General features: G+C 60.3%; 21 protein-coding genes. 14 read left to right on the top strand and 7 right to left on the bottom strand.

Translation table 11 applies throughout. The features are described from left to right. Positions 1 to 13: 13 nt before the first annotated feature. Complete coding sequence (locus tag LJD29_RS01450; protein ID WP_446743974.1) at positions 14 to 910, bottom strand: CHAD domain-containing protein; 897 nt, start codon at positions 908 to 910, stop codon at positions 14 to 16. A gap of 47 nt (positions 911 to 957) precedes the next feature. Between LJD29_RS01450 and LJD29_RS01455 the strand changes: the two genes are divergently transcribed. Further along, a complete protein-coding gene (locus tag LJD29_RS01455; protein WP_446743975.1) occupies positions 958 to 2955 on the top strand; it encodes an ArnT family glycosyltransferase in 1998 nt (665 codons plus the stop codon). Between the two features lie 112 nt (positions 2956 to 3067). Beyond that, positions 3068 to 3229 (top strand): hypothetical protein, encoded by a 162-nt coding sequence (locus tag LJD29_RS01460; RefSeq protein ID WP_446743976.1) that lies wholly within the window; start codon positions 3068 to 3070, stop codon positions 3227 to 3229. Positions 3230 to 3328: 99 nt separating this feature from the next. On the opposite strand, the gene LJD29_RS01465 is transcribed toward LJD29_RS01460, so the two are convergent. Further along, positions 3329 to 4750, bottom strand: a complete 1422-nt coding sequence (locus LJD29_RS01465) for a serine hydrolase domain-containing protein (RefSeq protein ID WP_446743977.1) — start codon at positions 4748 to 4750, stop codon at positions 3329 to 3331. 146 nt (positions 4751 to 4896) lie between these two features. Between LJD29_RS01465 and LJD29_RS01470 the strand changes: the two genes are divergently transcribed. The 4 genes from LJD29_RS01470 to LJD29_RS01485 all read left to right on the top strand — a co-directional run bounded on the left by LJD29_RS01470 (position 4897) and on the right by LJD29_RS01485 (position 8393). Continuing rightward, positions 4897 to 6171 carry an isoaspartyl peptidase/L-asparaginase gene (locus LJD29_RS01470; RefSeq protein WP_446743978.1) on the top strand — a complete coding sequence of 425 codons (1275 nt, stop codon included), beginning with the start codon at positions 4897 to 4899 and terminating at the stop codon, positions 6169 to 6171. A 312-nt stretch (positions 6172 to 6483) separates the two neighbouring features. Then, complete coding sequence (locus tag LJD29_RS01475; RefSeq protein ID WP_446743979.1) at positions 6484 to 6990, top strand: hypothetical protein; 507 nt, start codon at positions 6484 to 6486, stop codon at positions 6988 to 6990. Positions 6991 to 7072: 82 nt separating this feature from the next. Further along, positions 7073 to 7858 (top strand): hypothetical protein, encoded by a 786-nt coding sequence (locus tag LJD29_RS01480; RefSeq protein WP_446743980.1) that lies wholly within the window; start codon positions 7073 to 7075, stop codon positions 7856 to 7858. A 10-nt stretch (positions 7859 to 7868) separates the two neighbouring features. Next, positions 7869 to 8393 (top strand): hypothetical protein, encoded by a 525-nt coding sequence (locus LJD29_RS01485; protein WP_446743981.1) that lies wholly within the window; start codon positions 7869 to 7871, stop codon positions 8391 to 8393. A 62-nt stretch (positions 8394 to 8455) separates the two neighbouring features. Here the strand turns inward: LJD29_RS01485 and LJD29_RS01490 are convergent, their stop codons facing one another. Further along, complete coding sequence (locus tag LJD29_RS01490; RefSeq protein WP_446743982.1) at positions 8456 to 9436, bottom strand: aldo/keto reductase; 981 nt, start codon at positions 9434 to 9436, stop codon at positions 8456 to 8458. Positions 9437 to 9686: 250 nt separating this feature from the next. After that, entirely contained in the window at positions 9687 to 10631 is a 945-nt protein-coding gene (locus LJD29_RS01495; protein ID WP_446743983.1) for an aminopeptidase, read from the bottom strand. Between the two features lie 317 nt (positions 10632 to 10948). Between LJD29_RS01495 and LJD29_RS01500 the strand changes: the two genes are divergently transcribed. The 3 genes from LJD29_RS01500 (at position 10949) to LJD29_RS01510 (ending at position 12721) form a co-directional block, all read left to right on the top strand. Further along, on the top strand, positions 10949 to 11401 hold the full coding sequence (locus LJD29_RS01500) for a hypothetical protein (RefSeq protein WP_446743984.1): 453 nt from the start codon (positions 10949 to 10951) through the stop codon (positions 11399 to 11401). A 148-nt stretch (positions 11402 to 11549) separates the two neighbouring features. Continuing rightward, positions 11550 to 12056, top strand: a complete 507-nt coding sequence (locus tag LJD29_RS01505; protein WP_446743985.1) for a DUF892 family protein — start codon at positions 11550 to 11552, stop codon at positions 12054 to 12056. Positions 12057 to 12118: 62 nt separating this feature from the next. Beyond that, complete coding sequence (locus LJD29_RS01510) at positions 12119 to 12721, top strand: FKBP-type peptidyl-prolyl cis-trans isomerase (RefSeq protein WP_446743986.1); 603 nt, start codon at positions 12119 to 12121, stop codon at positions 12719 to 12721. Between the two features lie 40 nt (positions 12722 to 12761). Here LJD29_RS01510 and LJD29_RS01515 read toward each other — a convergent pair whose 3' ends face one another. Next, positions 12762 to 12989, bottom strand: a complete 228-nt coding sequence (locus LJD29_RS01515; RefSeq protein ID WP_446743987.1) for a hypothetical protein — start codon at positions 12987 to 12989, stop codon at positions 12762 to 12764. Here LJD29_RS01515 and purH point away from each other — a divergent pair, their 5' ends adjacent. The 3 genes from purH to LJD29_RS01530 all read left to right on the top strand — a co-directional run bounded on the left by purH (position 12990) and on the right by LJD29_RS01530 (position 18251). After that, positions 12990 to 14573 carry a bifunctional phosphoribosylaminoimidazolecarboxamide formyltransferase/IMP cyclohydrolase gene (purH, locus tag LJD29_RS01520; RefSeq protein WP_446743988.1) on the top strand — a complete coding sequence of 528 codons (1584 nt, stop codon included), beginning with the start codon at positions 12990 to 12992 and terminating at the stop codon, positions 14571 to 14573. It abuts the gene before it with no gap. A gap of 240 nt (positions 14574 to 14813) precedes the next feature. Beyond that, positions 14814 to 16964, top strand: a complete 2151-nt coding sequence (locus tag LJD29_RS01525; RefSeq protein ID WP_446743989.1) for a tetratricopeptide repeat protein — start codon at positions 14814 to 14816, stop codon at positions 16962 to 16964. A gap of 150 nt (positions 16965 to 17114) precedes the next feature. Next, on the top strand, positions 17115 to 18251 hold the full coding sequence (locus LJD29_RS01530; RefSeq protein ID WP_446743990.1) for a deoxyguanosinetriphosphate triphosphohydrolase family protein: 1137 nt from the start codon (positions 17115 to 17117) through the stop codon (positions 18249 to 18251). 141 nt (positions 18252 to 18392) lie between these two features. Here the strand turns inward: LJD29_RS01530 and LJD29_RS01535 are convergent, their stop codons facing one another. Further along, positions 18393 to 19643 carry a DUF1501 domain-containing protein gene (locus LJD29_RS01535; protein ID WP_446743991.1) on the bottom strand — a complete coding sequence of 417 codons (1251 nt, stop codon included), beginning with the start codon at positions 19641 to 19643 and terminating at the stop codon, positions 18393 to 18395. Between the two features lie 21 nt (positions 19644 to 19664). Next, positions 19665 to 21593: a DUF1800 domain-containing protein gene (locus tag LJD29_RS01540; protein ID WP_446743992.1), complete on the bottom strand. Its 1929-nt coding sequence runs from the start codon at positions 21591 to 21593 to the stop codon at positions 19665 to 19667. 94 nt (positions 21594 to 21687) lie between these two features. Between LJD29_RS01540 and LJD29_RS01545 the strand changes: the two genes are divergently transcribed. Both LJD29_RS01545 and LJD29_RS01550 read left to right on the top strand, forming a co-directional pair. Next, complete coding sequence (locus LJD29_RS01545; RefSeq protein ID WP_446743993.1) at positions 21688 to 22620, top strand: rhomboid family intramembrane serine protease; 933 nt, start codon at positions 21688 to 21690, stop codon at positions 22618 to 22620. Between the two features lie 129 nt (positions 22621 to 22749). Then, positions 22750 to 23781: an ATP-grasp domain-containing protein gene (locus LJD29_RS01550; protein ID WP_446743994.1), complete on the top strand. Its 1032-nt coding sequence runs from the start codon at positions 22750 to 22752 to the stop codon at positions 23779 to 23781. Positions 23782 to 23797: the final 16 nt, after the last annotated feature.

Raw genomic sequence — 23797 nt, forward strand, 5'->3', positions numbered from 1 at the left:
CCGGCGAAGGAATTCAGTGGGACGCCGGAGCCTTTCGCCTGCGAACCGGCTTCATCGACTGCCACTCACCCATCAGGCGTCCGCGCATCCGCTCGGAGATGCGCATCGCCTCCGCATAGTGACTGTCCCTCTGCTCCTCGAGGCGGGCTTTCAACTGCAGCCCGTCCTCTTCGAGGACCGATTGCGCCTCCTCGGCCAGAGTGAGCCAGTCATGCCAGTCGCCGATCTCGTCCTGCATCTTCTTAAGCGCCCTGCCGATGGCCGCCGCATGGCCATGCTCACCACCGGACTCGGCCATGTAGCGGGCCTTCTTCGCGCCTTTGCGAAAATCGTGAAGGTTTGCCGCGTCCAGCCGCTGCATGTGCGTCGAAAGCACGGCGAAGGCGTCGAGTGCCGATCGCGCCGGGTCCGGAGCACGCCTGTCCTTTGCTCTCGGGAACGATGCCTCCAGCAGAACCAGATTCTGCTCCAGCTTCCCCGCCCATTTGGCCGCTAACTTCTGCAGGCGGCGGGCATGATGCTCGCGGCCATGCTTGAGCCAATGGTCGAGTTTTTCCACCGGCTCGCCGATGGCCTCGGGGGCCTTACCCTCGGGCTCTTCCGTCAGCTTTTCAAGCAGCTTGCGATGGACGTCGAGATCCCGAGCCGGGGCAGCTGCCCGGCGAATCTTCTTGAGCAGCTTACGGAGCTTCGCTACCGCCTCGCCGAATTCCTGATGCTCCTCGCCAGCCGTCTGCCGGGTACGCACCAGCGCATCGAGCTGGGCCTCGATACGCCGCGTTCCCGTCCGGGTGCGATGTATCGCGTCAACGCCGGGATCGCTTGCGCAGACCGCCAGGGTCTCTTCCAGTGCGACGACGAGTGCACGTAAAGTCGCCGTCTCAGGATTAACGGCCTGTAGACGGGGCATTCGCGGCTGACTGATATTCTTTACTTTGTTCGATGAAGCCAATGACAATGCCTGAACCTTCTGCGCCGCTCGAGTCCTACGAGGGCAAGCCAGCGCTGCTTACCTCTGCCGTAAAAAGCTGGAGCCTGCTGCTTTTAGTCTTTCTTGCCGTTCATTTTGCCGCGCTCTTCTCGCCGTCGCTGCTCGACGACGCCGATGCTACCCACGCGAACGCCGCCCAGCACATGGCGCGCAGCGGCGACTGGGTCACACTCTACGTTAACGGCATCCGTTACCTCGAGAAGCCGCCGCTTCCCTACTGGCTGGCTGCCATCGATTATCACCTCTTCGGCTACAACGTCTTCGCAACTCACCTGCCAATTTCGCTCGGAGTACTCGGCTGCGCCATCCTCGCCTGGCTGTGGTCGCGCCGCGCTTACGGGGAACGAGCAGCCTTTTATGCAGCGCTCGCGGTTCTGACCTCCATCGGAGTCTTCCTTTGGACGCGCTTCATGATCCCCGAGTCGCTCCTGACTTTCTTTATAGGTCTGTCTCTCTATACCTTCCTGACCGGGCTTGAAGACCGCAAGCCCGCGCGCTTTTATGTCTGCTATGCCTCGCTGGCCATCGCTGTACTTGCCAAGGGCCTGATCGCTCCGGTCTTCTTCGGCGCAGCAGTGATTCCGTACCTCATCGTCACCGGCGAATGGCGCCAGTGGCGGCAGATGCGCATTGTCACCGGCGTGCTGCTCTTTCTGGCTATCGCAGCGCCATGGCATGTCCTGGCCGCACTGCGAAATCCCGACCACGGTAACCCCGTGGGCAATGTGCCTTCGCCCGGCCACGTCCACGGATTCCTCTATTTCTACTTCATCAACGAGCATTTCCTGCGCTTCCTGGGCAAGCGCTACCCGCACGACTACAACAAGCAGAACTTCTATGCCTTCTGGTTTGGTCAGCTGGCGTGGCTCTTCCCGTGGAGCCTCTTCCTGCCGGCGGCACTCATCCGCGCCTGGCGGAACCGCAGCATCTTCGCCTCCGACCTGCGCTACGACGCAACCAACACCATCCAGTTCCTCGATCCACGGATGACGGCTCATTACGCCTCGTCACTGGCCTCACGTCTGCGCTTCCGCGCCCGCACCGGCCTGCTTCTATCGATCTTCTCGGGCTTCATCCTCGTCTTCTTCTCGATCTCGACCAATCAGGAGTACTACACCTGGCCGGCCTGGTTCGGCATCCTGATTCTGATCACCGGCTCTCTCGCAACCATCGAAGAGGCTCCTTCGGGCACGAACGCCCGCTGGATCAACGCCTCCAGCGCATGGCTCACCGGAGCTCACGCCGTGCTCGCCCTGATCGGGGTTGCAGCCGCCATCGCCCTCGGCGCAGGCCTCTGGTCTTCGCGTAATCTGCCCTTTACGGCTGACGTTGGCTCGCTCATGGCTCATCGCGGCGTAGGCGATTACTCGCTGGCCACCTCGCATCTCTTCGACCTGACAGGAGCAGCCTTTGCCGGCTTGCGCCTGCCTGCGCTGATCGCCGCTTTCGCGCTGCTCTTCGGAACGCTCGCCGCCTGGTGGCTGCGCCGTAAAGGACACGGCTTTGAAGCCACCGTATCGGTTGCCCTCACCGCCGGACTCTTCCTCATCGCCGCGCACATCGCTCTTGTGCGTTTCCAGGGCATGCTGTCGTCGCGTCCCATGGCAGACACCATCAATCGCCTCGCCGGGCCGAACGACCAGCTCATCATCTACGGCGATCAGGCAGACGGCTCCTCGGTCGTCTTCTACACGCACCGCCAGGCCCTGCTCGCTCACGGACAGAAGTCTTACTTCGAAGACAAATTCGGATCGTCGATGATCTGGGGATCGAATTACCCTGACGCCCCGCACATCTTCCTCACCGACTCGGAGTTCCTGCCCATGTGGGGCACCGGCCCACGCAAGTTCCTCTTCGTCGGCGGCGACCTGCACGACCATGTTGAGAAGCTGCTTGCCGGTCATCTCTACAAGCTGCAGGAACTATCCGACAAGACGCTCTACACCGACCGGCCAGTCCAATAGGAGTTGACCGAATCCCAAAGTAAAAAGCCCTCGCATAAAGCGAGGGCTTTTTACTTCTTTCCAGAATCCCTGACCGCTTCCAATCGTCTAATGGTTAAGGAAGGAAACGAATATGGCTGCCTATTGCACCTGCTGCGGAGCCGAGATCACCCCCAAGAGCGGAGCCTGCACAGCCTGCGGCGCTCCCTACCATGGTGGAACGCCCGCAAAGCCTGCTTCTACTTCGCCCAACTCCTCTACCAAGAACACACTGCCCAAGACCGGCCTCTACTAACAGCTTTAAGTTGTCATTCCTGGCATAGCGAGGAATCTGCATTTCCCGGTTGCGGGAGGATGCAGATTCCTCATTGCGTTCAGAATGGAAGCAGCAGAACTATCGCGCCGGAATAACCAGGTACTGCTCCAGCTTGCCATCCGGCATCGTGTAGGTGGTTACGCGCACAACCTGCTGTGAGGCGGCAAACTTTACCGTGTAAGTGCGGAAGGTCATGCCGCCGCGCAGCAATTCGCTGTTCTTCTCGAAACTGCCCGGCTCGCCAAGCGACTCCAGGCTGGAACGGAAATCGCCAAGCGCGGTCTGGTCGAAGTAAACATTGCAATTCTCTGTAAAGAGCGAGCGGTCGATCTTGCCCTGCTGCAGCCCAAGAAAGATCTGGCGCGCCTGTTCCGTCGCTGACGCTGCCTTGTCTTCTTCAACACCCAGCACCACCGGCCCGAGATCGTTTGCAATGATGCTTGCCGCGGGCGAAGCATCCTGGTTGGTCAGCACCACGATGGCCGCCTTGTCATCGGGATAGACCACGTTCTCGGCTACGAAGCCTGAGACCTCGCCCGAGTGGTCGTATTCCTTGTGCCCAAACTTCTCCCCCACGAACATGCCCAGCGAGTAATGGGAGCTGTCTCCATTCTTGAGCTTCACCGGCTCGAACATCTCGTCATACGACTTCGATCCAAGCAGCGAGCGGTTCATCACGCTGATATCCCACTGCGCAAGATCGTAGGCGGGCATCGCCAGCTCCCCCGCGGCAAACATCCATCCGGCACCTTCCTTCGGAGCGGGACGTAGCGGTCCAAGCGCATAGCGGATATACCCCCTCGCATCCGTATCGCCCAGCTTCTCCGCGTCCGAGTTCCACACCGCGCGCATATCGAGCGGCTTGAAGATATTCGCCTTGAGAAACTCCATGATCGGCATGCCGCTCACCTGCTCGACGATGCGTCCCGCGATCACGAAGTTGGTATTCGAGTACTGCCATTGCGTTCCCGGATCGAAGTCGAGAGGCTTTTTGCCCCACACATCCAGGATGTGCTGCGCGGTTGTCGCCTCCTTCATCGGAAACATCAGGTAGTCTTCCGGCCAATAGTCCTGGTAGCCCGCCGTGTGCGACAACAACATACGGATCGTTACTTCCTTCGACCGGGTCAGATCGGGCAGGTATTTCGATACCGGATCGTCGATCGAGAGCCTGCCCTGCTGCTCGAGCAACAGGATTGCCGCGGCAGTGAACTGCTTCGAGATCGAGCCGATCGAGTAGCGCATCGCCGGCGTGGCTTCGAGCGGCGGCTCCAGCTTCGCCTTGCCGTAGGCATGCGTGTAAACGATCTTTCCATGCTGCACGACGGCTACAGAAGCCGAGGGCACGCCCGTCTTATCGAGAGCCTTCTGTGCAAGGTCATCGATCTGCCGCTTCACCTGCGGCGAGAGGTTATCGACCGCTGTGTTTTCTGTTATGGAAGCCTGTGCAAACAGGGGGACGCAGGAAAATAACAAGGTGGCGGCAACGCGACTGAACATGCCTGAAGTTTAGCGTAGAGGCGGTCTGCGGAAACTCGATCAGCGTTAGAAAACGCCGGCGCGAAACCGTCTGGCAAAGACTGAACGCCGCATTGCTGGCAGCTTTTTGCTGACGCTTTCCCGCTGCCTCCCTGCTACCATCCAGCATGACAACCCGCCGCGATTTCCTCTCCCTTGGAGCAGTTGCCGCCGCAGGCCTTACCGCGGGCCCGAACGCTTCCGCAGAAACCACGGAATCCGTTAAAAGCATGAAGCCGCCGGCCAGGCCGGTCATCGTCACCCGCGTCACCGGCGACCAGACCGTGCAGGAGGCCTACCAGATGCTGCTCGACGGCGCCGATACCCTGGACGCCGCGCATCACATCTGCCTCGGCCGTGAGAACGATCCCCGCGATCACAGTGTGGGCCTCGGAGGCCTGCCGAACGAAGATGGCATCGTCGAGCTCGACTCCTGCTGCATGCACGGCCCGTCGCGCCGCGCCGGCTCCGTCGGCGGCGTACGCAACATCCGCAATGTCTGCCAGTTGGCTCGTAAGGTCTACGAACACACTAGCCACGTGATGATGGTCGGGGAAGGCGCGGAAAAATTCGCCGTCGACCTCGGATTCCAACGCGAAAACCTGCTCACCGAAGATGCCCGCAAGATGTGGATGCTCTGGAAGGAGAGCAACTCGCAGATGGATTGGTGGGGACCTGGAATGGCCGACCCAGCCTGGAAGGATCCTTACGCAGGCAAACCCGCGCCCAAGCCCACGATCGACCTTCACGGGCTGTCTTCCCTTACGCCCCTCAATCCAGGCGCAGTGCCGCGCCATCCGGGGGAGGGGTGGCAACCTATCATCGCCGCGCGCACGCAGAAGTTGCTCGCCATGGCTGCCGACTTACAAATTGCCCCGGAACTACGCCTCGCGGCCGTCGAGCAGATACTCTGGCCAACTACCGGAACCATCCACGTATCGGCACTGAATACGAAGGGCGAGATCTCCGGCGCTACGACCACCTCTGGCCTGGCATGGAAGCTCTCAGGCCGGCTTGGCGACTCGCCGATCATCGGCGCAGGATGCTACACCGATCAGGATGTAGGCTCTGCCGGTGCGACTGGCAGCGGCGAAGAGAACATCAAGGTCGCGGGAGCGCACACCATCGTCGAGCTCATGCGGCAGGGCTACACCCCAAAGGAGGCAGGCCTCGAAACACTGCGCCGTATAGTTCGTAACTACGACGGTGACATGAACAGAATCCGTTACCTGGACATGGAGTATTACATCGTGCGCAGGGACGGTACTTATGCCGGAGTCTCGCTCTGGACTACGGGACCGACCGGCAGGCCGAGACAATTTGTTGTTCACGATGGAACCTGCCGGGTAGAGCCCTGCGCATGCCTTCTTCCGGGAGCAGCAGTGGAATGGCCGCCATTCTAGCGGGCGATAAAGTCAATAAATTGATTCACTTAGGGAGTGGTTACCTCGGTTACGGAAGTTGTACCGGATTTTAAGAAAATCTGGGCACTTTTTGAAGGCCATCAGTTTTCGATAGATCGAGGTAACTAAAACCCAGTAACTTGCTGCGAATTACCCTAAGTGACTGTCCGGTGATATTCCTAATCTGGGTCAATAAATTGATTCTAAGGAGTTAGTTTTTTCTTGGATTTTCCGCGAAAGTTGTAGGAAATCCAGGCGCTGCGAGTTACTCTCCAGTTAGCGGTCCAACCGCTGATTTTTCTGGAGAAAACCTTGAACAAACTTACTGCTCTTCCGCTGCTTGCTGCTGCAATTTTTGCTGTTCCAGTTACTAAGGCTTCCGCTCTTGCCAGCCCTGCAACCCCGCGTCCGCTGCCGCCTCCGGCCGTTGCCTTTGCCAGCCCCGCGACTCCGCGTCCGTTGCCGCCTCCGGCTGTTGCCTTCGCCAGCCCTGCGACTCCGCGTCCGCTGCCGCCTCCGGCCGTTGCCTTCGCCAGCCCTGCAACCCCGCGTCCGCTGCCGCCTCCGGCCGTTGCCTTTGCCAGCCCCGCGACTCCGCGTCCGCTGCCGCCTCCGGCCGTTGCCTTTGCCAGCCCCGCGACTCCGCGTCCGTTGCCGCCTCCGGCCGTTGCCTTCGCCAGCCCCGCGACTCCGCGTCCGTTGCCGCCTCCGGCCGTTGCCTTCGCCAGCCCCGCGACCCCGCGTCCGTTGCCGCCTCCGGCCGTTGCCTTCGCCAGCCCTGCGACTCCGCGTCCGCTGCCGCCTCCGGCTGTTGCTTAGTACTTAAGTGGTAGATTAGCCAACGTTTTCTCCTGGCACTTGGACCTTCCGCTGATATGCTTAGCTAGTGGAAGGTCCATAGATGCGCATGACAGACATCGATACCGTGCTCTGGATCGCCGGTTTTCTCGGCGAAGCTCTTTGCCTGCTAGTCTTTACCTTTCGGCGCACCTTCCGGACATTCCCGGTCTTCTACATATGGATGGCCACAAATGTGGCGATGGAGCCAACCTTCTACTGGCTCGCTCACCATGTCTCGTCGCTGACCTATTACCGCGTATATTTCGCGACGGACCTGCCACAGTCGCTGCTGGAAATCGGCATCATCATTGAAATCGCCGCGGCGGTTCTGCAGCCGGTAAAGCGTTCTCTTCCCAAGAAGCTCCCTGTTTTCCTCGTGGCGGCACTGCTGCTGGTCGGTGTCGGGGCATTCTTCTTCGCTACCCACCTGAACTCGTCGACGCTTGCCCATCCCCGCGGATTCCAGGTATTCGACACCACCATGGCGGTTCTGCGACTGGCAACATTTGTGTTGATCGCCGCGTTCTCCCAGGTGCTTGGCGTCGGCTGGAAAAACCATATCCTGCAGCTCGCCTCCGGACTGGGCTTCTATGCAGCGGTGTCGCTGATCGTCTCGATCGCCCAAAGCCATCTGCGCGGCGGACCGGATTACGCCAGCCAGTATTTCGGGCTCGATCATCTTCGTATTGCCAGTTACCTTTGTGCACTGTACTATTGGTGCTTCTGTTTTGTTCGGAAAGAAGCTGCACGCAAAGAATTCAGTCCCAAAATGGAAGAGTTTCTGGTATCAATGGTTAGTCACACCAAGAGGCACCATCCGTACGTTGCCCGCTCGGCTGATAAGTAGGTAATTCGTTATGGTTTTAGCAATCATATCCGTGTTGATCCCTGCGATCCTGATCGCATACGGCACGTACTGGCGTCGCAGCCAGTCTCGCCGCCGGAATGCGGACTGGGATTCCATCGTGGGCCGTCTTCGCTCCAATAATGAGTTCAACTTCGACCAGATCGCTGAACGTTATCTGTACAGCGAAGGTCTGAAGGTACCTGCATCCGACATCTGGAACCGCATCGACGGCGCCAACGGTCTGTGGGCAATGTTCACCAATGCCGGCGTCCTCATGGAACTGGCCGATTATGCTGCCGAGCACGGCGAAAATATTCCCGAGCAATTGATCGAGGAACTTCGCAGCGACGCCATGCATATTCGTATGGCAGTGATGGTCGCCCTGGTTCGCTACGGCTTCTCGCGCTCTGGCGTTGCGGCTTCAGTGAACGCACACCGCGCAGCGACAGCTTATAGCGCGATGCTGGCTCACATCACAACGCTCTTCCAGGAGCACTCGACGCTGTACTTCCCGCGTTTCCTGGAATCGATGTAACCCGCTTAGCTTCGAAAACAAAAGCCCTGCGCCGCGGCGCAGGGCTTTTGTTTTTGCCTCTACTAAGCGTTCGTTTTCTGGAACTCGGCAATCTGGCTCAACTCGGCTTCGCTCAGGCGGAAAGTAGCCGCGGGCAGAACTCCGTCAACCTGGTCGGGGCGGCGGGCGCCGACGATCGCCGCGGTGACAGCCGCATGACGCAGGGTCCACGCGATGGCGACCACGCCCGGTTCCACGCCGTGCTCGTCGCCGATCTCGCGCAGAAGCTCAACCAGCTTCAGGTTATGAGAAAGCTTCGGCTCGTTGAAGTTGGGATTGCGCTTGCGCCAATCGTCTGCCGGCATCTGGGCCACACGTTCGGCTGTCATTTTGCCGGTCAGCAGGCCAGAGAGCATCGGTGAGTAGTTGATGACGCCGATGTTGTTTGCTTCGCAGAACGGAAGAATCTCGGCCTCGATGTCCCTGCGGAGCAGCGAATAGGGCGGCTGCAGTGAGGTGATCGGGGCGATCTTCTGAGCGCGCTTCATCTGCTCGACGTTGAAATTCGAAACTCCTATGTGGCGGACCTTGCCCTGCTCTTTGAATTTCGCCAGCGTCTCCCATCCTTCCTCGATTTCCTCGTCCGGATTGGGCCAGTGGATCTGGTAGAGGTCGATGGTGTCCACGTTCAGGCGGCGGAGGGAGTTTTCCAGCTCCTCCTGGAGCGATGCCGCCTTCAGGCTGCGATAGATCGAGCGGTCTTCGTGCCAGCGCATCGAGCACTTGGTGAAGATGTAGGGCTTCTGCTTCGTGTTCTTCAGCGCCTTGGCTACTACTTCTTCCGAGTGGCCGAGGCCGTAGATGGCAGCGGTGTCGATCCAGTTGATGCCAGAGTCAATGGCGCGCTCGATGGTCTTTACCGATTCATCGTCGTCCTGGGCGCCCCAGGCAAACTCCCAGTTGCCGCCGCCGATAGCCCACGCGCCGTAACCGATGGCGGTGATGTGAAGATCTGAGTTGCCGAGTTGACGCGTCGCGAAGGTCGTTTCAAAAGTCGAAGCCATATAGTTCCCTTGGACGCACGACCTGTTTCGGGAGATTCATCCCGGCAGAGGATTTAACGATCTGCCCGGTGAGGATTGAAAAGCGTTCACCGCAAAGGCGCGAAGAACGCTAAGAAAAACCGCAAAGATCTTTGCGGCCCATTGGCGTTCTTTGCGGTTTTGCCGTAAATGTTCTCGCCCGGGGGGACTGAACAAAAGCAGGTTCCTCGCTTCGCTCGGAATGACAACAAACAAGTGAACCCGGCGCTTCTTACGACTCGATCAGAAAGCGGCCGTCCTGCATGATCTGCTCGTCGTCCACCCAGATGTTGAAGCGCAGTCCGACGACGTCGATATGCGTGGTCGAGGTCCACGGAGCGCCGGTGTGCTCTCCGTAGGGATTGCCGAAGGCAATGTGGATGCCAGGAAATTTCTCATCCTGCAGGATGTTGCCGATCACGTGCGTTACCCCGACATTAGTCCCAATGGCGAACTCACCGACCCGGTCGGAGTTTTCGTCGGTGTGGGTGTAGGCCCAGAACTCGTCCCGCAGCTCCTGGTTCTTCGACTCGCAGGAAACGATGCGGTTCCCTGCGATCTCGATCGTCAGGGGATTCTCCGCAAGCAGGCCAAACCGTGCACAGAGATAATCGCCCACGACACCATCGACCACAAAGGTGCCGTTGACCTCGCCGGGAGTAGTAAAGATCTCGCCTCCGGGCAGGTTTCCCCATTTATCGCGGGAGATCAGTCCCGAGGTCTTCAGCCACTTGTACTCGGGGTTCAGAGTAGCGGTGATATCCGTACCGAGCGCGGTGGTCGCGCGGACCGCTCTCGCCTTGCGGACCTTCTCGATCACTTTCTGCGAGAGCCGGTCGACCCGGTCGAAGTCCGCTCGCATCCCCTCACACATGACCTGCGGCGTGATGTTGACCATGTGTGCGTGGCGCATGCGGCGGCGATTCACGACATCGGTCATCTGCATGCGCGAGCGCAGCTCGTTGCGCTGTACATTCACTGCGAAGATGCTCACGTCGGAGCTTTCCATGTCGGCCAGCACCGGCTGCGGCATGCCAGCCAGCGGGCGCGGCGCCAGATCTTCCAAAACGAAGGCATTCCAGGTACAGCCGTTCGCGGCCAGCTCCTGTGCAAGCGAAGCGGCGATGGGCAGCGTGGCCTGATCGGTGATCAGGGTCACCTTTTCGCCGGGCTGCACCTTCAGGCACGTCTCGATGGCCGAGTGCGCGCCGGGGACAAACTCCGCCGGAAAGCTCGTATTCAGAACGCCCAGATTTTCGTCTCTGAAAGTGCTCAGGGTGGGTACCTGCCTTGATAACGTCTCCCTTTAAATTACCGTAAACGGGCTTGATTTTTTAAGCTTTCTGGCGGCTTCGTCGAATTTCAGCCTGAACAGACTACTTCCTCCCTGCGGTAGGCATCTTGGTTAATGGCGAGAGCTGCAAGGGGATAGAGCGCAACCCACGTAAAGCTCTGACCAGCATCTCGACCAGAACGTGGAGGTTTCATAGAGCGATGTCTCGTTGGAAGTTATTGGCCTTTTCGGCCGTTGCTGCTGCGCTGATCACCAGTGCGCCGGTATCCGGGGCGCAGATCTCAGTCAATATCGGTCCTGCACCCGTCTGCCCGTACGGATACTTCGATTACGCTCCGTACGATTGCGCACCTTACGGCTATTACGGCCCCGACTGGTTCAGCGGCGGCGTCTTCATCGGGGCAGGTCCCTGGTTCCACGGCCCGCACGGCTTCTACGGACACGTAGACAATCGCTGGGACCCCCACCATGGCTATCACGGCCCGCTGCCTGAACGCGGAGGGCGTCCGTTCTATGGATTCCACGCGAACGAAGGCCGCGACGGACGAGGCCATATCGGCAACCCCGGCCACGATGGCGGAGGCGAACACATGGGTGGCTTCGCAGGTGGCGGTCATCCGGGTGGCGGTCACTTCGGCGGCGGCCACCGGTAGTTTGTAAGACAGGGTATCCGGGAGGGCGCGGGTTTTCGCGATTTCCTCCGCTTGTCGTTGACGTAGGAGAATCGCTGTCAGTCAACGAACCTCCCACCCTGGTAATCCAGCAAATGCACGACCCGAATCTAAAAAGGAGGGTAATGCAATGACACGAGGAGAACCGAAAGACAACATTCTGAAGCGGTACCTGGAGGACGCCATCGCAGCGGAACGGAATTTCGAAACGCAGCTCCGCGAGATGTCCAAAGAGGGAGATAACACGGTCGCTCAGAAGGCCTTTGCCGAGCACGCCGACCAGACCCGGGCTCAGCATCATCGCCTGCAAAAACGCCTGGAAGCACTCGGCGGCAGCGCCTCGGGTTTCAAAACGGTACTGGCGCACGTCTTCCACTTCGCTCCGAAGGCTGCCCAGCTAGGCCATGACGAGTCGGAGAAGGCAACGCAAAATCTGATCATCAGCTTTTCGGTGGAAAATGCCGAAGTCGCGATGTATGAAGCGCTTGCCTCGGTGGCCGCAGCCGCGGGCGATAAGGAAACCGAGCTGCTGGCTCGCGAGATCCAGGAAGAAGAACGCCAGGCCGCCAGCATTGTGTGGCACATGATTGCCACATCCGCCGCGCGGTCTTACCAGAAGATCTCCGAAGCAGCCTGATTGCGAACCTCGCAGAAAGGAAAGGCAGCCCGTATGGGCTGCCTTTTCTTTAGTATGGCGGTATGAAGATCCGCGCCTTCCATCCCTCGATCGCCGCTGCTCTCGCCTCTACTCTCGCACTAGCGGCACAGACCGCACCCAGTAAGACCGCTGCTCATCCCCCCGCACATCGCACCGCCGCAGCGGCCGGCGTTACTCCGCTGCCCAAGGGCATTCCACCGGTCAAGGCACCGATGAAGGTTCAGTACGTGATGCGCTACCAGGAGATCGCGATTGGCAAGGGCGATCTGGCAAAGCCGGGTGACTCGTACAAGGTGCAATACACGGGCTGGCTGGCTACGACTGGCGAGAAGTTCGACTCGTCCTACGATCGCGGCACGCCTATCGACTTTATACAGGGGTCAAAACGAGTCATCACTGGCTGGGACCAGGGGTTCGAAGGCATGCACGTCGGCGGGAAACGCCGCTTATTTATTCCCTATCAGCTGGCCTACGGCGACAAGGGTCGCGGCCCCATTCCGCCGCAAACGAACCTGATCTTCGACGTGGAGCTGTTGGACCAGCATGATCCCAATGTTCCCGGGCTGGAGATCCACCCGGCCCTGCCGCCGCAGCCCCAGCAGCAGCCGGATCGAGCTGAGCCGAAGCCGCAGTCACCGCAGTAGGCCGGGCATCGTCTCGTGATTTGTCATTCCAAACGGGCTCCTATGGTTTGTCTTCCCGAACGCCGTGAGGGATCTGCATTTCTTCCGGATGCGCCAAGTGCAGATTTCTCGCCACGCTCGGAATGACAAAGTGGAGGAGCGCCGGGCTGAAAGCCGGGAGAACAATCGTTCGCTGGTTGCCCCGAATGACACCCCCGAAGGCTTTCAATACAATTTCCCCATAGGCCGGATTCTTCCGGCCGCCATTTTTCATTTCAGGAGCAGTCATTTGAGCGGCAAGAAGCAGGTGCGGCGCGCACTTTTGAGCGTCACCGATAAGTCCGGCCTCGTGGAGTTTGCAAAGAGTCTCGCCGGGCACGGCATTGAGCTGGTTTCGACCGGCGGAACGGCGCGCGCTCTGCGGGAGGCAGGACTGGCAGTGAAGGATATCTCCGAGCTGACGGGCTTTCCCGAGATGCTCGATGGCCGCGTAAAGACGCTGCATCCGCGCGTCCACGGCGGCATCCTGCACATCCGCGAGAACGCCGGCCATGTTGCCGCTGTCAAGGAACACGGCATCGAGCCGATCGACATGGTGGTCGTGAACCTCTACGCCTTTGAGAAGACCGCTCAGAAGCCGGGCGCGACCTTTGCCGAGGTCATCGAGAACATCGATATCGGCGGCCCCTCGATGGTGCGCTCCGCTGCCAAGAACTGGGAAGACGTCGCCATCGTGACCTACGCCAGCGACTACTCCAAGCTGAGCGAAGAGCTGGCCGCCAACAACGGCGCCCTGACCCGCGAAACCCGCTGGGAGCTGGCGAAGAAGGCCTTCTCGGTCACAGCCGCCTACGATACCGCCATCGCCAACACCCTTGAAAAGATCACCTCGCCCGAGCCGGCTGAGGCTCCGGTGCAGTTTGCCGACGCGGCCAAGGCCGACTTCCCGGCGGTACTGCGCGTGAGCTATCCGCTGGCCATGTCGCTGCGTTACGGAGAGAATCCGCACCAGCGCGCCGCGCTTTACTCCGATGGGACCAAAACCGGCGTTGCCGGAGGCACACAGCTTCAGGGCAAGGAGCTGAGCTACAACAACCTGGTTGACCTGGATGCCTGCTGGGAGCTGGCGCAGGAGTTCGATGCTCCGGGCGTGGCCATCATCAAGCACACCAACCCCTGCGGAGCCGCGACCGGCGAGACCATTCTCGAGGCTTACAAAAAGGCGCTTGAGGCCGACCCCATCTCTGCTTTCGGCGGCGTGATCGGCATTAATCGCGAGGTAGACGGAGCGGCTGCGGAAGAGATCGCCAAGCTGTTCGTCGAGGCGATTGCGGCTCCTTCGTTTACAGAAGAAGCCAAGGCCCGCTTTGCCGCGAAGAAGAACCTGCGGCTGGTGGAGATCAAGAATGCGCAGACGCCTCAGGTGATCAAGCAGGTCTCCGGCGGACTGCTGCTGCAGGATGCCGACCTCGGACACGTCACCGCCGATGAGCTGAAGGTCGTAACCGCCCGCAAGCCTACCGAGGACGAGCTGGCAGCCCTGCTCTTCGCCTGGCGCGTCTGCAAGCACGTCAAGTCGAACGCCATCGTCTACGCCCGCAACGGCCAGACGATCAGCGTCGGCGCGGGCCAGATGAGCCGCATCGATTCCGCCAAGTTCGGCGCCATGAAGGCGATTCTGCCGCTCGAAGGCTGTGTGGCCGCTTCCGACGCCTTCTTCCCGTTCCCCGATGGGCTGGAAGTGATTGCAAAGGCTGGCGCTACGGCGATCATCCAGCCTGGGGGATCGGTAAAAGACGCGGACGTGATCGCGGCAGCCGATAAGCTGGGCGTGGCCATGGTCTTTACCGGCATGCGGCACTTCCGGCACTAGAAACAAAGGCGTTCACCGCGAAGGAAACGCAGAGATTGCGTTCTTTGCGGTGAAAGGCCCTAGACCTCGCATCGCTCAAGATTGGCATGCAACTTGCATCCGTATGCGGGTTACAATCGTCTTAATAGAAGGCGGGCGCTCACAGCAGCGCCCGCTTTTGTAATCTGCCAAGCCGCATCTATCTGAGAAGAAGTCGAACCGGAGCGTCGACAGGTCCGGGCGCAGGAAAGTTCATCGAGCATGAGCCGCAAGTCTCAAACGAGCACCATCGCCCCAGCCCCGATCTCTGTAGCCTCTTCCCTGTTCGCTGCCGCCACCCTGGCACTCGCATTGTTCGCTGCTCCGCCCTCGGCTCATGCCCAGCAGCAGCAGGCACCGGCATCACCCACTCCTTCCGCTGCGGCAACTCCGAATGGCCAGCTCGACAAAGCTTCTTCCTACTACCACTTCATGCTGGCGCATGAATATGAGGAAATGGCTGCGACCTTCGGACGCCCTGAATATGCGACGCGCGCGGTGGAAGAATACAAGCTGGCGCTCAATGCGGATCCGGATTCGAAATACCTGAACAACGGCCTTGCCGAACTTTACTTCCGCACCGGCCGCGTGCGCGATGCTGTGCTGGCCGCACAGGAACAGATTCGCAAGAACCCCGACAATCTGGACGCGCATAAGCTGCTCGGCAACATATATCTGCGCTCTCTTGGCGACGGCCAGCAGGGCTCTGCCTCCGACGAGATGCTGAAGCTTGCGATTGCCGAGTACCAGAAGATCGTGGAGCTTGAGCCGAACAACGTACAGAACCGCCTGCTGCTCGGTCAGCTTTATTCGTTCTCGCACGACTCCGTTCATGCCGAAGAGCAGTTTTCTGCGGCGGAAAAGATCGATCCGGGTTCAGAAGACACCGCGCTCAACCTCGCCCGTCTCTACAGCGAGCAGGGAGATGTGCCTCGCGCGATTCACCTGCTGAACTCGATCCCGGATGACGACAAGACCGGCAAGACCCAGTTTGTTCTGGGCGCGAGTTATGAGCGGTTGAAGGATGAGAAAAACGCGATCGCCGCGTACCGCAAGGGCCTGGATATCGAGCCCGATAACCTTGACACGGAACGTGCCCTGGCCAAGGCTCTGCTGAATGACAATCAGCTGGATGCCGCTTACGGCATCTTCAAGGACATCTCGAATGCCGATCCGACCGATCCCGATGCATTCCTGCACATGTCCGAGATTGAACGCCGCAACGGTAACTATGAGCAGGCTCTGGCCAGCCTGAAAAAGGCAAAATCTCTGGTCGCGGATTCGGACGAGATCAGCTTCAACGAGGGATTGGTCTACGATTCTCTGGGTCAGTACGACCAGGCCGCGCAGGTCTTCGAAAAGCTCGTTGCCGCCTCGGAGCATACGACCGGACAGTATTCCGATTCGGAGCGCGGAAACCGGGCGCTCTTCCTTGAGCGGCTGGCAGTCATCTATCGCGAGCAGAACAAGCTCGACCAGGCACTGGCTGCCTACCAGAAGATGGAAGCGCTCGGCAGCGACTATGCCGCGCAGGCTGCGGAGCTGGAAGTGGATGCCTATCGCGATGAACACCAGTACGACAAGGCGACCGAGGTAGCGCGGCAGGCCGCCGACAAGCAGCCTAAGAATCGCGGACTGAAATTGATGCTCGCAGGCCAGCTTGCCGACAACGGCCACGTTGAAGAAGGCGTCACGCTGGCGAAGTCGATGCTGAACAATTCGCCCAGCGATCTTGAGGTCTACCGTTCGCTGACGACCATGTATACCCGCCTGCGCAAGTGGAAGGATGCTGCCGAGGCCCTCGACCAGGTGGACAAGCTCTCGACCGCCAAGGACGACAAGTTCTACGCTGCCTTCCTGCGCGGCGCGCTTTACGAGCGGCAGAAGCAGTTCGATCCGGCAGAAGCGGAGTTCCGCAAGGCGCTCGCGCTCGATCCGGACAACAGCATGACGCTGAATTACTTCGGCTACATGCTGGCCGATCGCGGCGAGAAGCTGGACGAAGCGCTGGCCATGATCAAGAAGGCCGTCGAGCTCGACCCGCAGAACTACGCCTATCTCGACTCGCTGGGCTGGGCCTACTTCAAGATGGGCCAGTACAACCAGGCGGAAACCGAACTACGTAAGGCCGTCGAACGCGATTCTACCGATGCGACCGTTCACGACCACCTCGGCCAGCTCTATGAGAAGACAGGTCGCCTGAAGCTGGCAGCAGCGCAGTGGGAGGCCTCACTGAGCGAATACGCGCATACTCTGAGCGCCGATGCCGATCCGGGAGACGTGAGCCGCGTGCAGAAGAAGCTCGACAGCGCCCGCGTTCGCCTGGCAAAGGAATCTCCGGCGCCGACGCAGCAGCAGCAAGCGAAGCCGTAAGTTGAAAACCATTTCACCACAGAGAGCACGGAGAACACAGAGGTGTTCCCGGCTATGCGATAGCTCGCGACAGAATCGACATCCCTCTGTGCTCTCCGTGTCCTCCGTGGTGAATCAAACCTTCTCGAGTCGCGGCGGGTATTATTGCGCATGAGCTCCGATCGGCTGCCCTCAGGCTGTGCCGTTCCCAACGACGGCTCTCTGGTTTCAAGGAAACACCCTGAGCCGCAGCACGCCTACCGGCTTCCCTTCGATCGCGACCGCGCCCGCATCATCCACGCGCGCGCCTTTCGCAGGCTGGCGGGCAAGACGCAGGTCTTTACCCACCGCTACTCCGATCACTTTCGCAGCCGCCTGACGCATACCATGGAGGTCGCGCAGATCGCCCGCACCGTCGCCGCGGCGCTTGGCCTGAACGAATCGCTGGCAGAATCGCTGGCCCTGGTGCACGACATCGGGCATCCCCCCTTCGGCCACGCTGGAGAACGCGCGCTCGACGATTGCCTCAAGGAACATGGCCTGCGCTTCGATCACAACCTGCACGCGCTGCGCATTGTCGAGCACTTCGAGCTTCGCTACGCAGAGTTTCGCGGCCTGAACCTCACCTTCGCCGTGCGCGAGGGCATCATCAAGCACTCGCGCGACTACCCGGCCGCGCAATATCCGGAGCTTGCGGAATACCTGCTCGACAAGCGGCCGCCGCTCGAAGCCCAGCTGATCGACCTGGCCGACGAAATCGCTTATCTCACCGCCGATCTCGACGATGGATTCGAGGCAGAGATCCTCTCGCTCGAGCCGGCGCGGCAGCAGGTGCGCCTCTTTGAGCGCTTCTATGCGCCCATGCTGGAAAGGTATCCCGACGCGCCTCCGCGGCTCGTCTTCAATGAAGCCCTCAAGCGGATGCTGGGAGCGCTGGTGGACGACCTGATATCCGAAACCTGCCGCCGTGTGAAAGATGCCGGAGTAGAGACGCTTAAAGACGTCCGCGACACCGCTCAACGGCTCGCCGCATTCTCACCGGAGACGGAGGAGCTGCGCATGGAGGCCAAGCGCTTCCTGTACGCCAATCTCTACAACAGCACCGAGTTGACCGGCGACCACGAAGAAGCAGAGCTGGTGGTGAAGACGCTCTTCAAGGCATGGGTCGCGGAACCGTCACTCCTGCCATCGAGTTATGACGAAGAGATCGGTGCGGAGGGCGCACCGCGCGTCGTCGCCGATCACATCGCGGGCATGACCGACCAGTACATCCTGGCGCGTTATGCGGAGTGGATGGCGGGGCGGTAACTCCGTCTTTGTCCCGAACACTCGCCGCACTCCTTGTCATGCCGAACGCAGTGAGGACCTGCTTTTCGCTTGCTCCCGCGTCCTGAAAACAGGTCCCTCACTGCGTTCGGGATGACAATTCTGACTGTGACGGTTACGACCTCATACGATCAGGTTCAGAAAGTTCGCCGCGCCGATGTGCGCTCCCGGAAAGGTCAAAGCCAGGTCCTTCGAACCGATCTGCTTATAAGCAGCTTCGGCGAGCACCTGCCGGAAGTCGGTCGTGACCTTCAGATCGCGGCCTTCGTTCAGCTGCTCGGGCGCGAGGCCGGGCCACTGTCCATAGACGCGTCCTCCGCGCACCGGTCCGCCCATCACAAACATCACGTTGGCGTGTCCATGATCGGTGCCGCGCGTGCCGTTCTCGCGAGCGGTGCGGCCGAACTCGGACATGGTTACGACGACCACATCCCCGGCCTGGTCGCCCATGTCTGTCCAGAAGGCCGAGAGAGACTCCGAGAACTCGCGCAGGCGGCCGGCAAGCTGACCCTCGACGCTGCCTTCGTTCTGGTGATGATCCCACCCGCCGATATCGGTAAAGGCAGCTTCGACGCCGAGATTCGCCTTGAGCAGCTGTGCGACCTGCTTCATGCTGTCACCGAAGGCTCCGCGGGGATAGTTCGCACCCGGCGCGGGCGTGTAGCGATCGAGCTGGGAGGACTTGAGCATCTGCACCGCGTCAAAGGTTTCGTGCGCCGTGCCATGCAGCGCGGCATCGGCGGTCTGGGCGTAGAGGGCTTCGAAGCTGGCGTTCGCAGGCGCGGCGGCTGGTCCATTGCCAAGGTGAAAATCGCGGACATTGTTCAAGGCAATTGCAGGCACACGGCCTTCGAGGGTACGCGGCATCTGCGGCGTCAGGGAAACAGCCCTGAAAGGCGTCTGCGAGGCGCGGATGCGCTCGTTTTCTGCCTGCAGTGCGCGGTTCAGCCAGCCGTCTTCAGTCGACTTCACGCCGGGAGTGCCCGACTCCATGAAGTCCTGCGCGTCGAAGTGCGAGCGAGACATATCCGGCGACCCGGCGGCGTGCACGATGGCCAGGTGCTTCTGATCCCAGAGTGGCTTGAGGCTGGCCATGGCCGGATGCAGCCCGAAAAATCCATCGAGATCGATGATCTGCCCTTGCGGAATGGCGATACTGGGGCGCATCTGGAAGTACGACGGCTCCGCATGCGGAATCACGATATTCAGGCCGTCGGCAGCGCCGCGCTGAAAGACTACAACCAGCTTCTTATGATTGGCCGCAGCGGTGGTGGCCTGCGCCATGACAGATCGCGTCAGAAATGCCGGGATGGCCGTGGTGCCGACCAGCGCCATCGCTCCGCCTTTCATAAATGCTCTTCGCGTCAGGTTCATGGAGCTTCTCCGGATATGGGATTACTTGCGTTGAAAGTCGGGTGAGCCGAGCAGCAGCGCTTCCGCTGTGGTTGCCGGGGTGGGCGTTACGCCAGCCGGCTTGACCGGCGGACCGAAAAATTCGCCGCTCGGCAACTGGGAAAACTGGTTCAAGCGCCGCGCCTGTGGCATGTCGGTTGCGGCATTCATCTCCGTCAAAACCGTCTGGTGCGTGTGCGCATCGGCGAGGCCGTTCAGCAGTTGCTGCTCGAGCGCGGCTTCTTCCGCTTCAGGGTTCGCTGCCTGCGCAGGGACGGCGACGGTCGTTCCCGGCACATGATCGACAGTGAAGGCGAGCGCAAAGTTCATGCGGGCCAGCAGCGCTCCCGCGCCCAGCCAGGGATCGGCCTTGAGCGAATAACCGTTCGGCTGCTGCACCCCGTAGATGGGCATGCCCATGCGATCGAGCGAGGCAGCGAGAGGCGCGGCGTCGTCCACGGTTGCGTGCGTCGCACGGCATGCGGAGACAACATACTCAAAGGGCGTCTTCAGCTTGGCGCGGTATGCATCCTGCGACCAGAACTCCGGCGAGCGGAACATCGTCCGCAGAACCTGGCGGATATCGCCGTGGGTCCTGAGATAGGTCTTAGCCATGCGATCGACCAGGGCGGGCGGCGGATTGTCGCTTACGAACTGCTCGGCCAGCTTGGTTGAAAGGAAGTGCGCGGTCGCCGGACGCATCGCCAGCAGGTGCAGCACCTCGATGCCCTCCTGCTCGCCCTTTTCCTGAATCGTATGTCCCAGAACCTTTTTGGCACCTGGCTCGTGACGGCGCTCGTTGAAGTCAAAACCATAGCCATCGCGCGGATTCACGACGCCCCAGCCGGTGAATACCTTTGCCACCTCGGTGACGTCGTTCTGCGTGTATCCGCCGTTCACCCCAAGCGTGTGCAGTTCCATCAGCTCGCGGGCGTAGTTTTCATTCAATCCGGGCGCAGCATTTTTCCGGTTGGGATTACCCTCGGCGCGCACGGCGGCAATCGAATGGGGGCCGATGCTCTGCTCGTTGTCGAGAAACTCGAGCATGGCCGGGCTGTGCGCCACGGCATCGAGCAAGTCTTCAAATTTGCCCATCGCATGCGGACGAATCACGTCGCGCTCGTATCCGGCCAGGTACCAGGGCTCGACTCCGTTTTTGTGCAGGAAGACGCTGAAGTGGTTGGCCCAGAAGCTGGTCATGACCTCGTCGAGCTGGCGATTGCTGTAGATGGCGCGCAGGAGCTTCTCGTCCATCATCTCGTTGTCGACCACGCGGTCTTCGTTCACCAGGGCCAGCAGAACCTCCTTCTGCTGAGCGGTCATACCCTCGGCAAAGCGCTGGCGCTCGGCAGGCTTCAGGTCACGCAGCATGGGACGAATCGTGCCTGGAGTCATGGACTGGAGCGTATCCCACCGCTCTGCCGCCGGCTCAGTGAGCAGCTTCGACGCTGCAGACTGCTGCTGCGGGTTCGGCTTCGCGGGTTCGCTTTCGGCGTCCTGGGCTCGCTTGTTCAGCCGCTCGCGGTAATCCGCGAGGGCGTTGGCGTAAATCATGCGTTCCACGGGATCGACGGGCATCGATTCATTGCCGCCGTTTTCCATCTGCCGGATCACTGGCGGAGGAGGGTATTTCAGGATGAGGGCCTGCGCCGAGAGGTGCATCGCAGGCAGCATGGCGAGCTTCGATTGCAGGGCCGAGTCGTCGATGCCCTCCGGACGCAGCTCCCACTCGATCCAGCGATGCACGCCCATCGCCTCCACCTGGCTGACGTAACCGGGCTCCGCTCCAAAGGTCAGCCTCGACACAGCGTGGACGGCCTGCCCATGCTCGCTGAGGCGGCCGGGGGTTTCAGCAGACGCAAAACCGGCTGCGATGCCCAGAAGGGTGCAACCTGCGAAAAAGTGAGAGGTCCAGCGAGGGAGACACATCATGAGTTGCCTGAAGGAAAAGACCGTTTCGGGCCAAAGAAGTTGCGACCGGCGGCGAATATTTGTCAGGCTTCGCACGCAAGGATAGCCTAGAAGAATGGACGCAAGCTGGCAGCAGGACGGCCCTTACCGCAGGGAAGACGGGGCGAACGGAGAAGGTTTCCGCTCCGGACAGGTACAGCCGGAGATTCTGCCGCCCGATGATCCACGTGGGCCGAACGAGAGACCGTACGAGCAGGCGTACTATCCGCCTCAGCAGCCCCAGCCCGGCTATGCGCCACAGCCGTCGCGTCCGCGCCGCCGCAACACCTGGGCCTTTGCTCCCGCGACCTACATCCTTGTCGGCATCAACTGTGTCGTGTTCCTGCTGATGCTGCTCAGCGGCGTATCGATCCTTTCACCCACCTCACGACAACTGGTGGATTTCGGGGCGAACTTCGGCCCTTACGTCCTGCTGGGCGATCAATGGTGGCGCCTGATCTCCGCCATGTTCGTTCATGTCGGCATCATCCATCTGGCTACTAACATGTGGTGCCTTTGGAACCTCGGCCTGCTTGGTGAGCCGCTCCTCGGGCCGTTCGGCGTCTTCGCTACTTACCTGCTCACTGGCCTCGCGGGAAATATTCTCAGTGTCGCCGTGCATCCAGGGATAAATGGAGACGGCATCGTCGGCGCGGGCGCTTCCGGCGCGGTCTTCGGGCTGGCCGGGGTGCTGATCATCCTGCTGAAGTCGCCGCTGCTGCCGCTGCCCAAGGTCGAATTGAAACGGCTGCGCGGCAGCGTGATCCAGTTTGCCATTCTCAACTTCGCCATCGGCCTCTACACGGCCTTCGGACACACCAGCATTCAGATCGACAACATGGCTCACCTGGGCGGATTTCTGAGCGGACTCGCCCTCGGGCTGCCCATGGTGCCAAAGATCGGCGCGCCAAAGTCGACCTTCGTAAGCCGCCGCCTGCTGGCGACCGGCGGTATGTTCTTCCTGCTGCTACTTATCTGCTTTGGATTGCACTCCTTCTGGCGCCAATAGACGCATCCAACGTCAGAGGCTCACAGCTTTCTTTTTGCAACACCGCACCATGCTGGGCTAAGGTGAAATTGACCCGAACGCCGGGTGCGGTCTTGCTGTAACTACTTCTCCCCCCGAAAAGGAAACAGCGTGAAGAAGATTGGCGTTCTGTTTGGCATGGAAAACACCTTTCCTGGTGCATTGGTTGACCACATCAACTCCCAGAACCTTAATGGCATAACTGCCGAGTTCATACATACAGGCGCCGTCCGCCTGGACAAGCCGTCGGAGTATGCCGTTATCGTCGACCGGATCTCGCACGATATCCCGTTCTATCGGGCGTTCCTGAAGCATGCCGCTCTGCACGGAACCGCAATCATCAACAATCCTTTCTGGTGGTCGGCCGACGACAAATTCTTCAACTATGCACTGGCGGAGAAGCTGGGCGTGGCCGTTCCGCGCACCGCGATCCTGCCGCACAAACAGCTGCCTGCCGGAACGACCGAGCGTTCCATGCGCAACCTCGAATATCCGCTCGATTGGGACGGCCTGTTCGAATACATCGGCTTCCCTGCTTTCCTTAAGCCAATTGACGGTGGCGGCTGGCGCGATGTGCACCATGTCCACAACCGTGACGAGTTTTTTCACGCCTACGATCAGAGCCACACGCTGTGCATGATGCTCCAGAGCGCGGTCGACTTCAACGAGTACTTCCGCTGCTACGTGGTCGGCCAGCAGAAGGTGCGCATCATGGCTTACGATCCGCGCCGTCCGCACCATGAGCGCTACCTGGTGAACCCTCCCGCATACGACAAGAAGCTGCTGAAGCGGGTCGAAAAGGACGCGATCACGCTCTGCAAGGGCCTCGGCTACGATCTGAACACCGTCGAGTTCGCCGTAGAGAATGGCGTACCGTACGCGATCGACTTCATGAATCCCGCTCCGGATGCGGATCTGCACTCCGTCGGCGAGGAAAGCTTCAAGTGGATCGTGGAAGAGGTGGCAAAGCTGGCGATCAAGAAAGCCAAGGCCGCGCCCGCTCCAATCGCTCTCCATGCCGAGGCGCTGCTGCATGCTTCGCAGGAAACTCCTGAAAAGAAGAAGGCTCCGAAGAAGTCCGCAAAGAAACCAGTCAAGCCCAAGGCAGAGAAAAAGGTAGAATCGGGCGAGACTGAAAACTGAACCGGCGCATTGTTGC

The sequence above is a fragment of the Silvibacterium acidisoli genome, assembly GCA_022870745.1.
Taxonomy (GTDB): domain Bacteria; phylum Acidobacteriota; class Terriglobia; order Terriglobales; family Acidobacteriaceae; genus Silvibacterium.

What these genes read in the sequence shown, in the direction of transcription:
- LJD29_RS01540 (WP_446743992.1), bottom strand. Translation starts at nt 21,593, where the DNA reads ATGATGTGTCTCCCTCGCTGGACCTCTCACTTTTTCGCAGGTTGCACC.
- LJD29_RS01470 (WP_446743978.1), top strand. Translation starts at nt 4,897, where the DNA reads ATGACAACCCGCCGCGATTTCCTCTCCCTTGGAGCAGTTGCCGCCGCA.
- LJD29_RS01500 (WP_446743984.1), top strand. Translation starts at nt 10,949, where the DNA reads ATGTCTCGTTGGAAGTTATTGGCCTTTTCGGCCGTTGCTGCTGCGCTG.
- LJD29_RS01515 (WP_446743987.1), bottom strand. Translation starts at nt 12,989, where the DNA reads ATGACTGCTCCTGAAATGAAAAATGGCGGCCGGAAGAATCCGGCCTAT.
- LJD29_RS01545 (WP_446743993.1), top strand. Translation starts at nt 21,688, where the DNA reads ATGGACGCAAGCTGGCAGCAGGACGGCCCTTACCGCAGGGAAGACGGG.
- LJD29_RS01510 (WP_446743986.1), top strand. Translation starts at nt 12,119, where the DNA reads ATGAAGATCCGCGCCTTCCATCCCTCGATCGCCGCTGCTCTCGCCTCT.
- LJD29_RS01460 (WP_446743976.1), top strand. Translation starts at nt 3,068, where the DNA reads ATGGCTGCCTATTGCACCTGCTGCGGAGCCGAGATCACCCCCAAGAGC.
- LJD29_RS01465 (WP_446743977.1), bottom strand. Translation starts at nt 4,750, where the DNA reads ATGTTCAGTCGCGTTGCCGCCACCTTGTTATTTTCCTGCGTCCCCCTG.
- LJD29_RS01530 (WP_446743990.1), top strand. Translation starts at nt 17,115, where the DNA reads ATGAGCTCCGATCGGCTGCCCTCAGGCTGTGCCGTTCCCAACGACGGC.
- LJD29_RS01505 (WP_446743985.1), top strand. Translation starts at nt 11,550, where the DNA reads ATGACACGAGGAGAACCGAAAGACAACATTCTGAAGCGGTACCTGGAG.
- LJD29_RS01490 (WP_446743982.1), bottom strand. Translation starts at nt 9,436, where the DNA reads ATGGCTTCGACTTTTGAAACGACCTTCGCGACGCGTCAACTCGGCAAC.
- LJD29_RS01535 (WP_446743991.1), bottom strand. Translation starts at nt 19,643, where the DNA reads ATGAACCTGACGCGAAGAGCATTTATGAAAGGCGGAGCGATGGCGCTG.
- LJD29_RS01455 (WP_446743975.1), top strand. Translation starts at nt 958, where the DNA reads ATGCCTGAACCTTCTGCGCCGCTCGAGTCCTACGAGGGCAAGCCAGCG.
- LJD29_RS01485 (WP_446743981.1), top strand. Translation starts at nt 7,869, where the DNA reads ATGGTTTTAGCAATCATATCCGTGTTGATCCCTGCGATCCTGATCGCA.
- LJD29_RS01450 (WP_446743974.1), bottom strand. Translation starts at nt 910, where the DNA reads ATGCCCCGTCTACAGGCCGTTAATCCTGAGACGGCGACTTTACGTGCA.
- LJD29_RS01480 (WP_446743980.1), top strand. Translation starts at nt 7,073, where the DNA reads ATGCGCATGACAGACATCGATACCGTGCTCTGGATCGCCGGTTTTCTC.
- LJD29_RS01525 (WP_446743989.1), top strand. Translation starts at nt 14,814, where the DNA reads ATGAGCCGCAAGTCTCAAACGAGCACCATCGCCCCAGCCCCGATCTCT.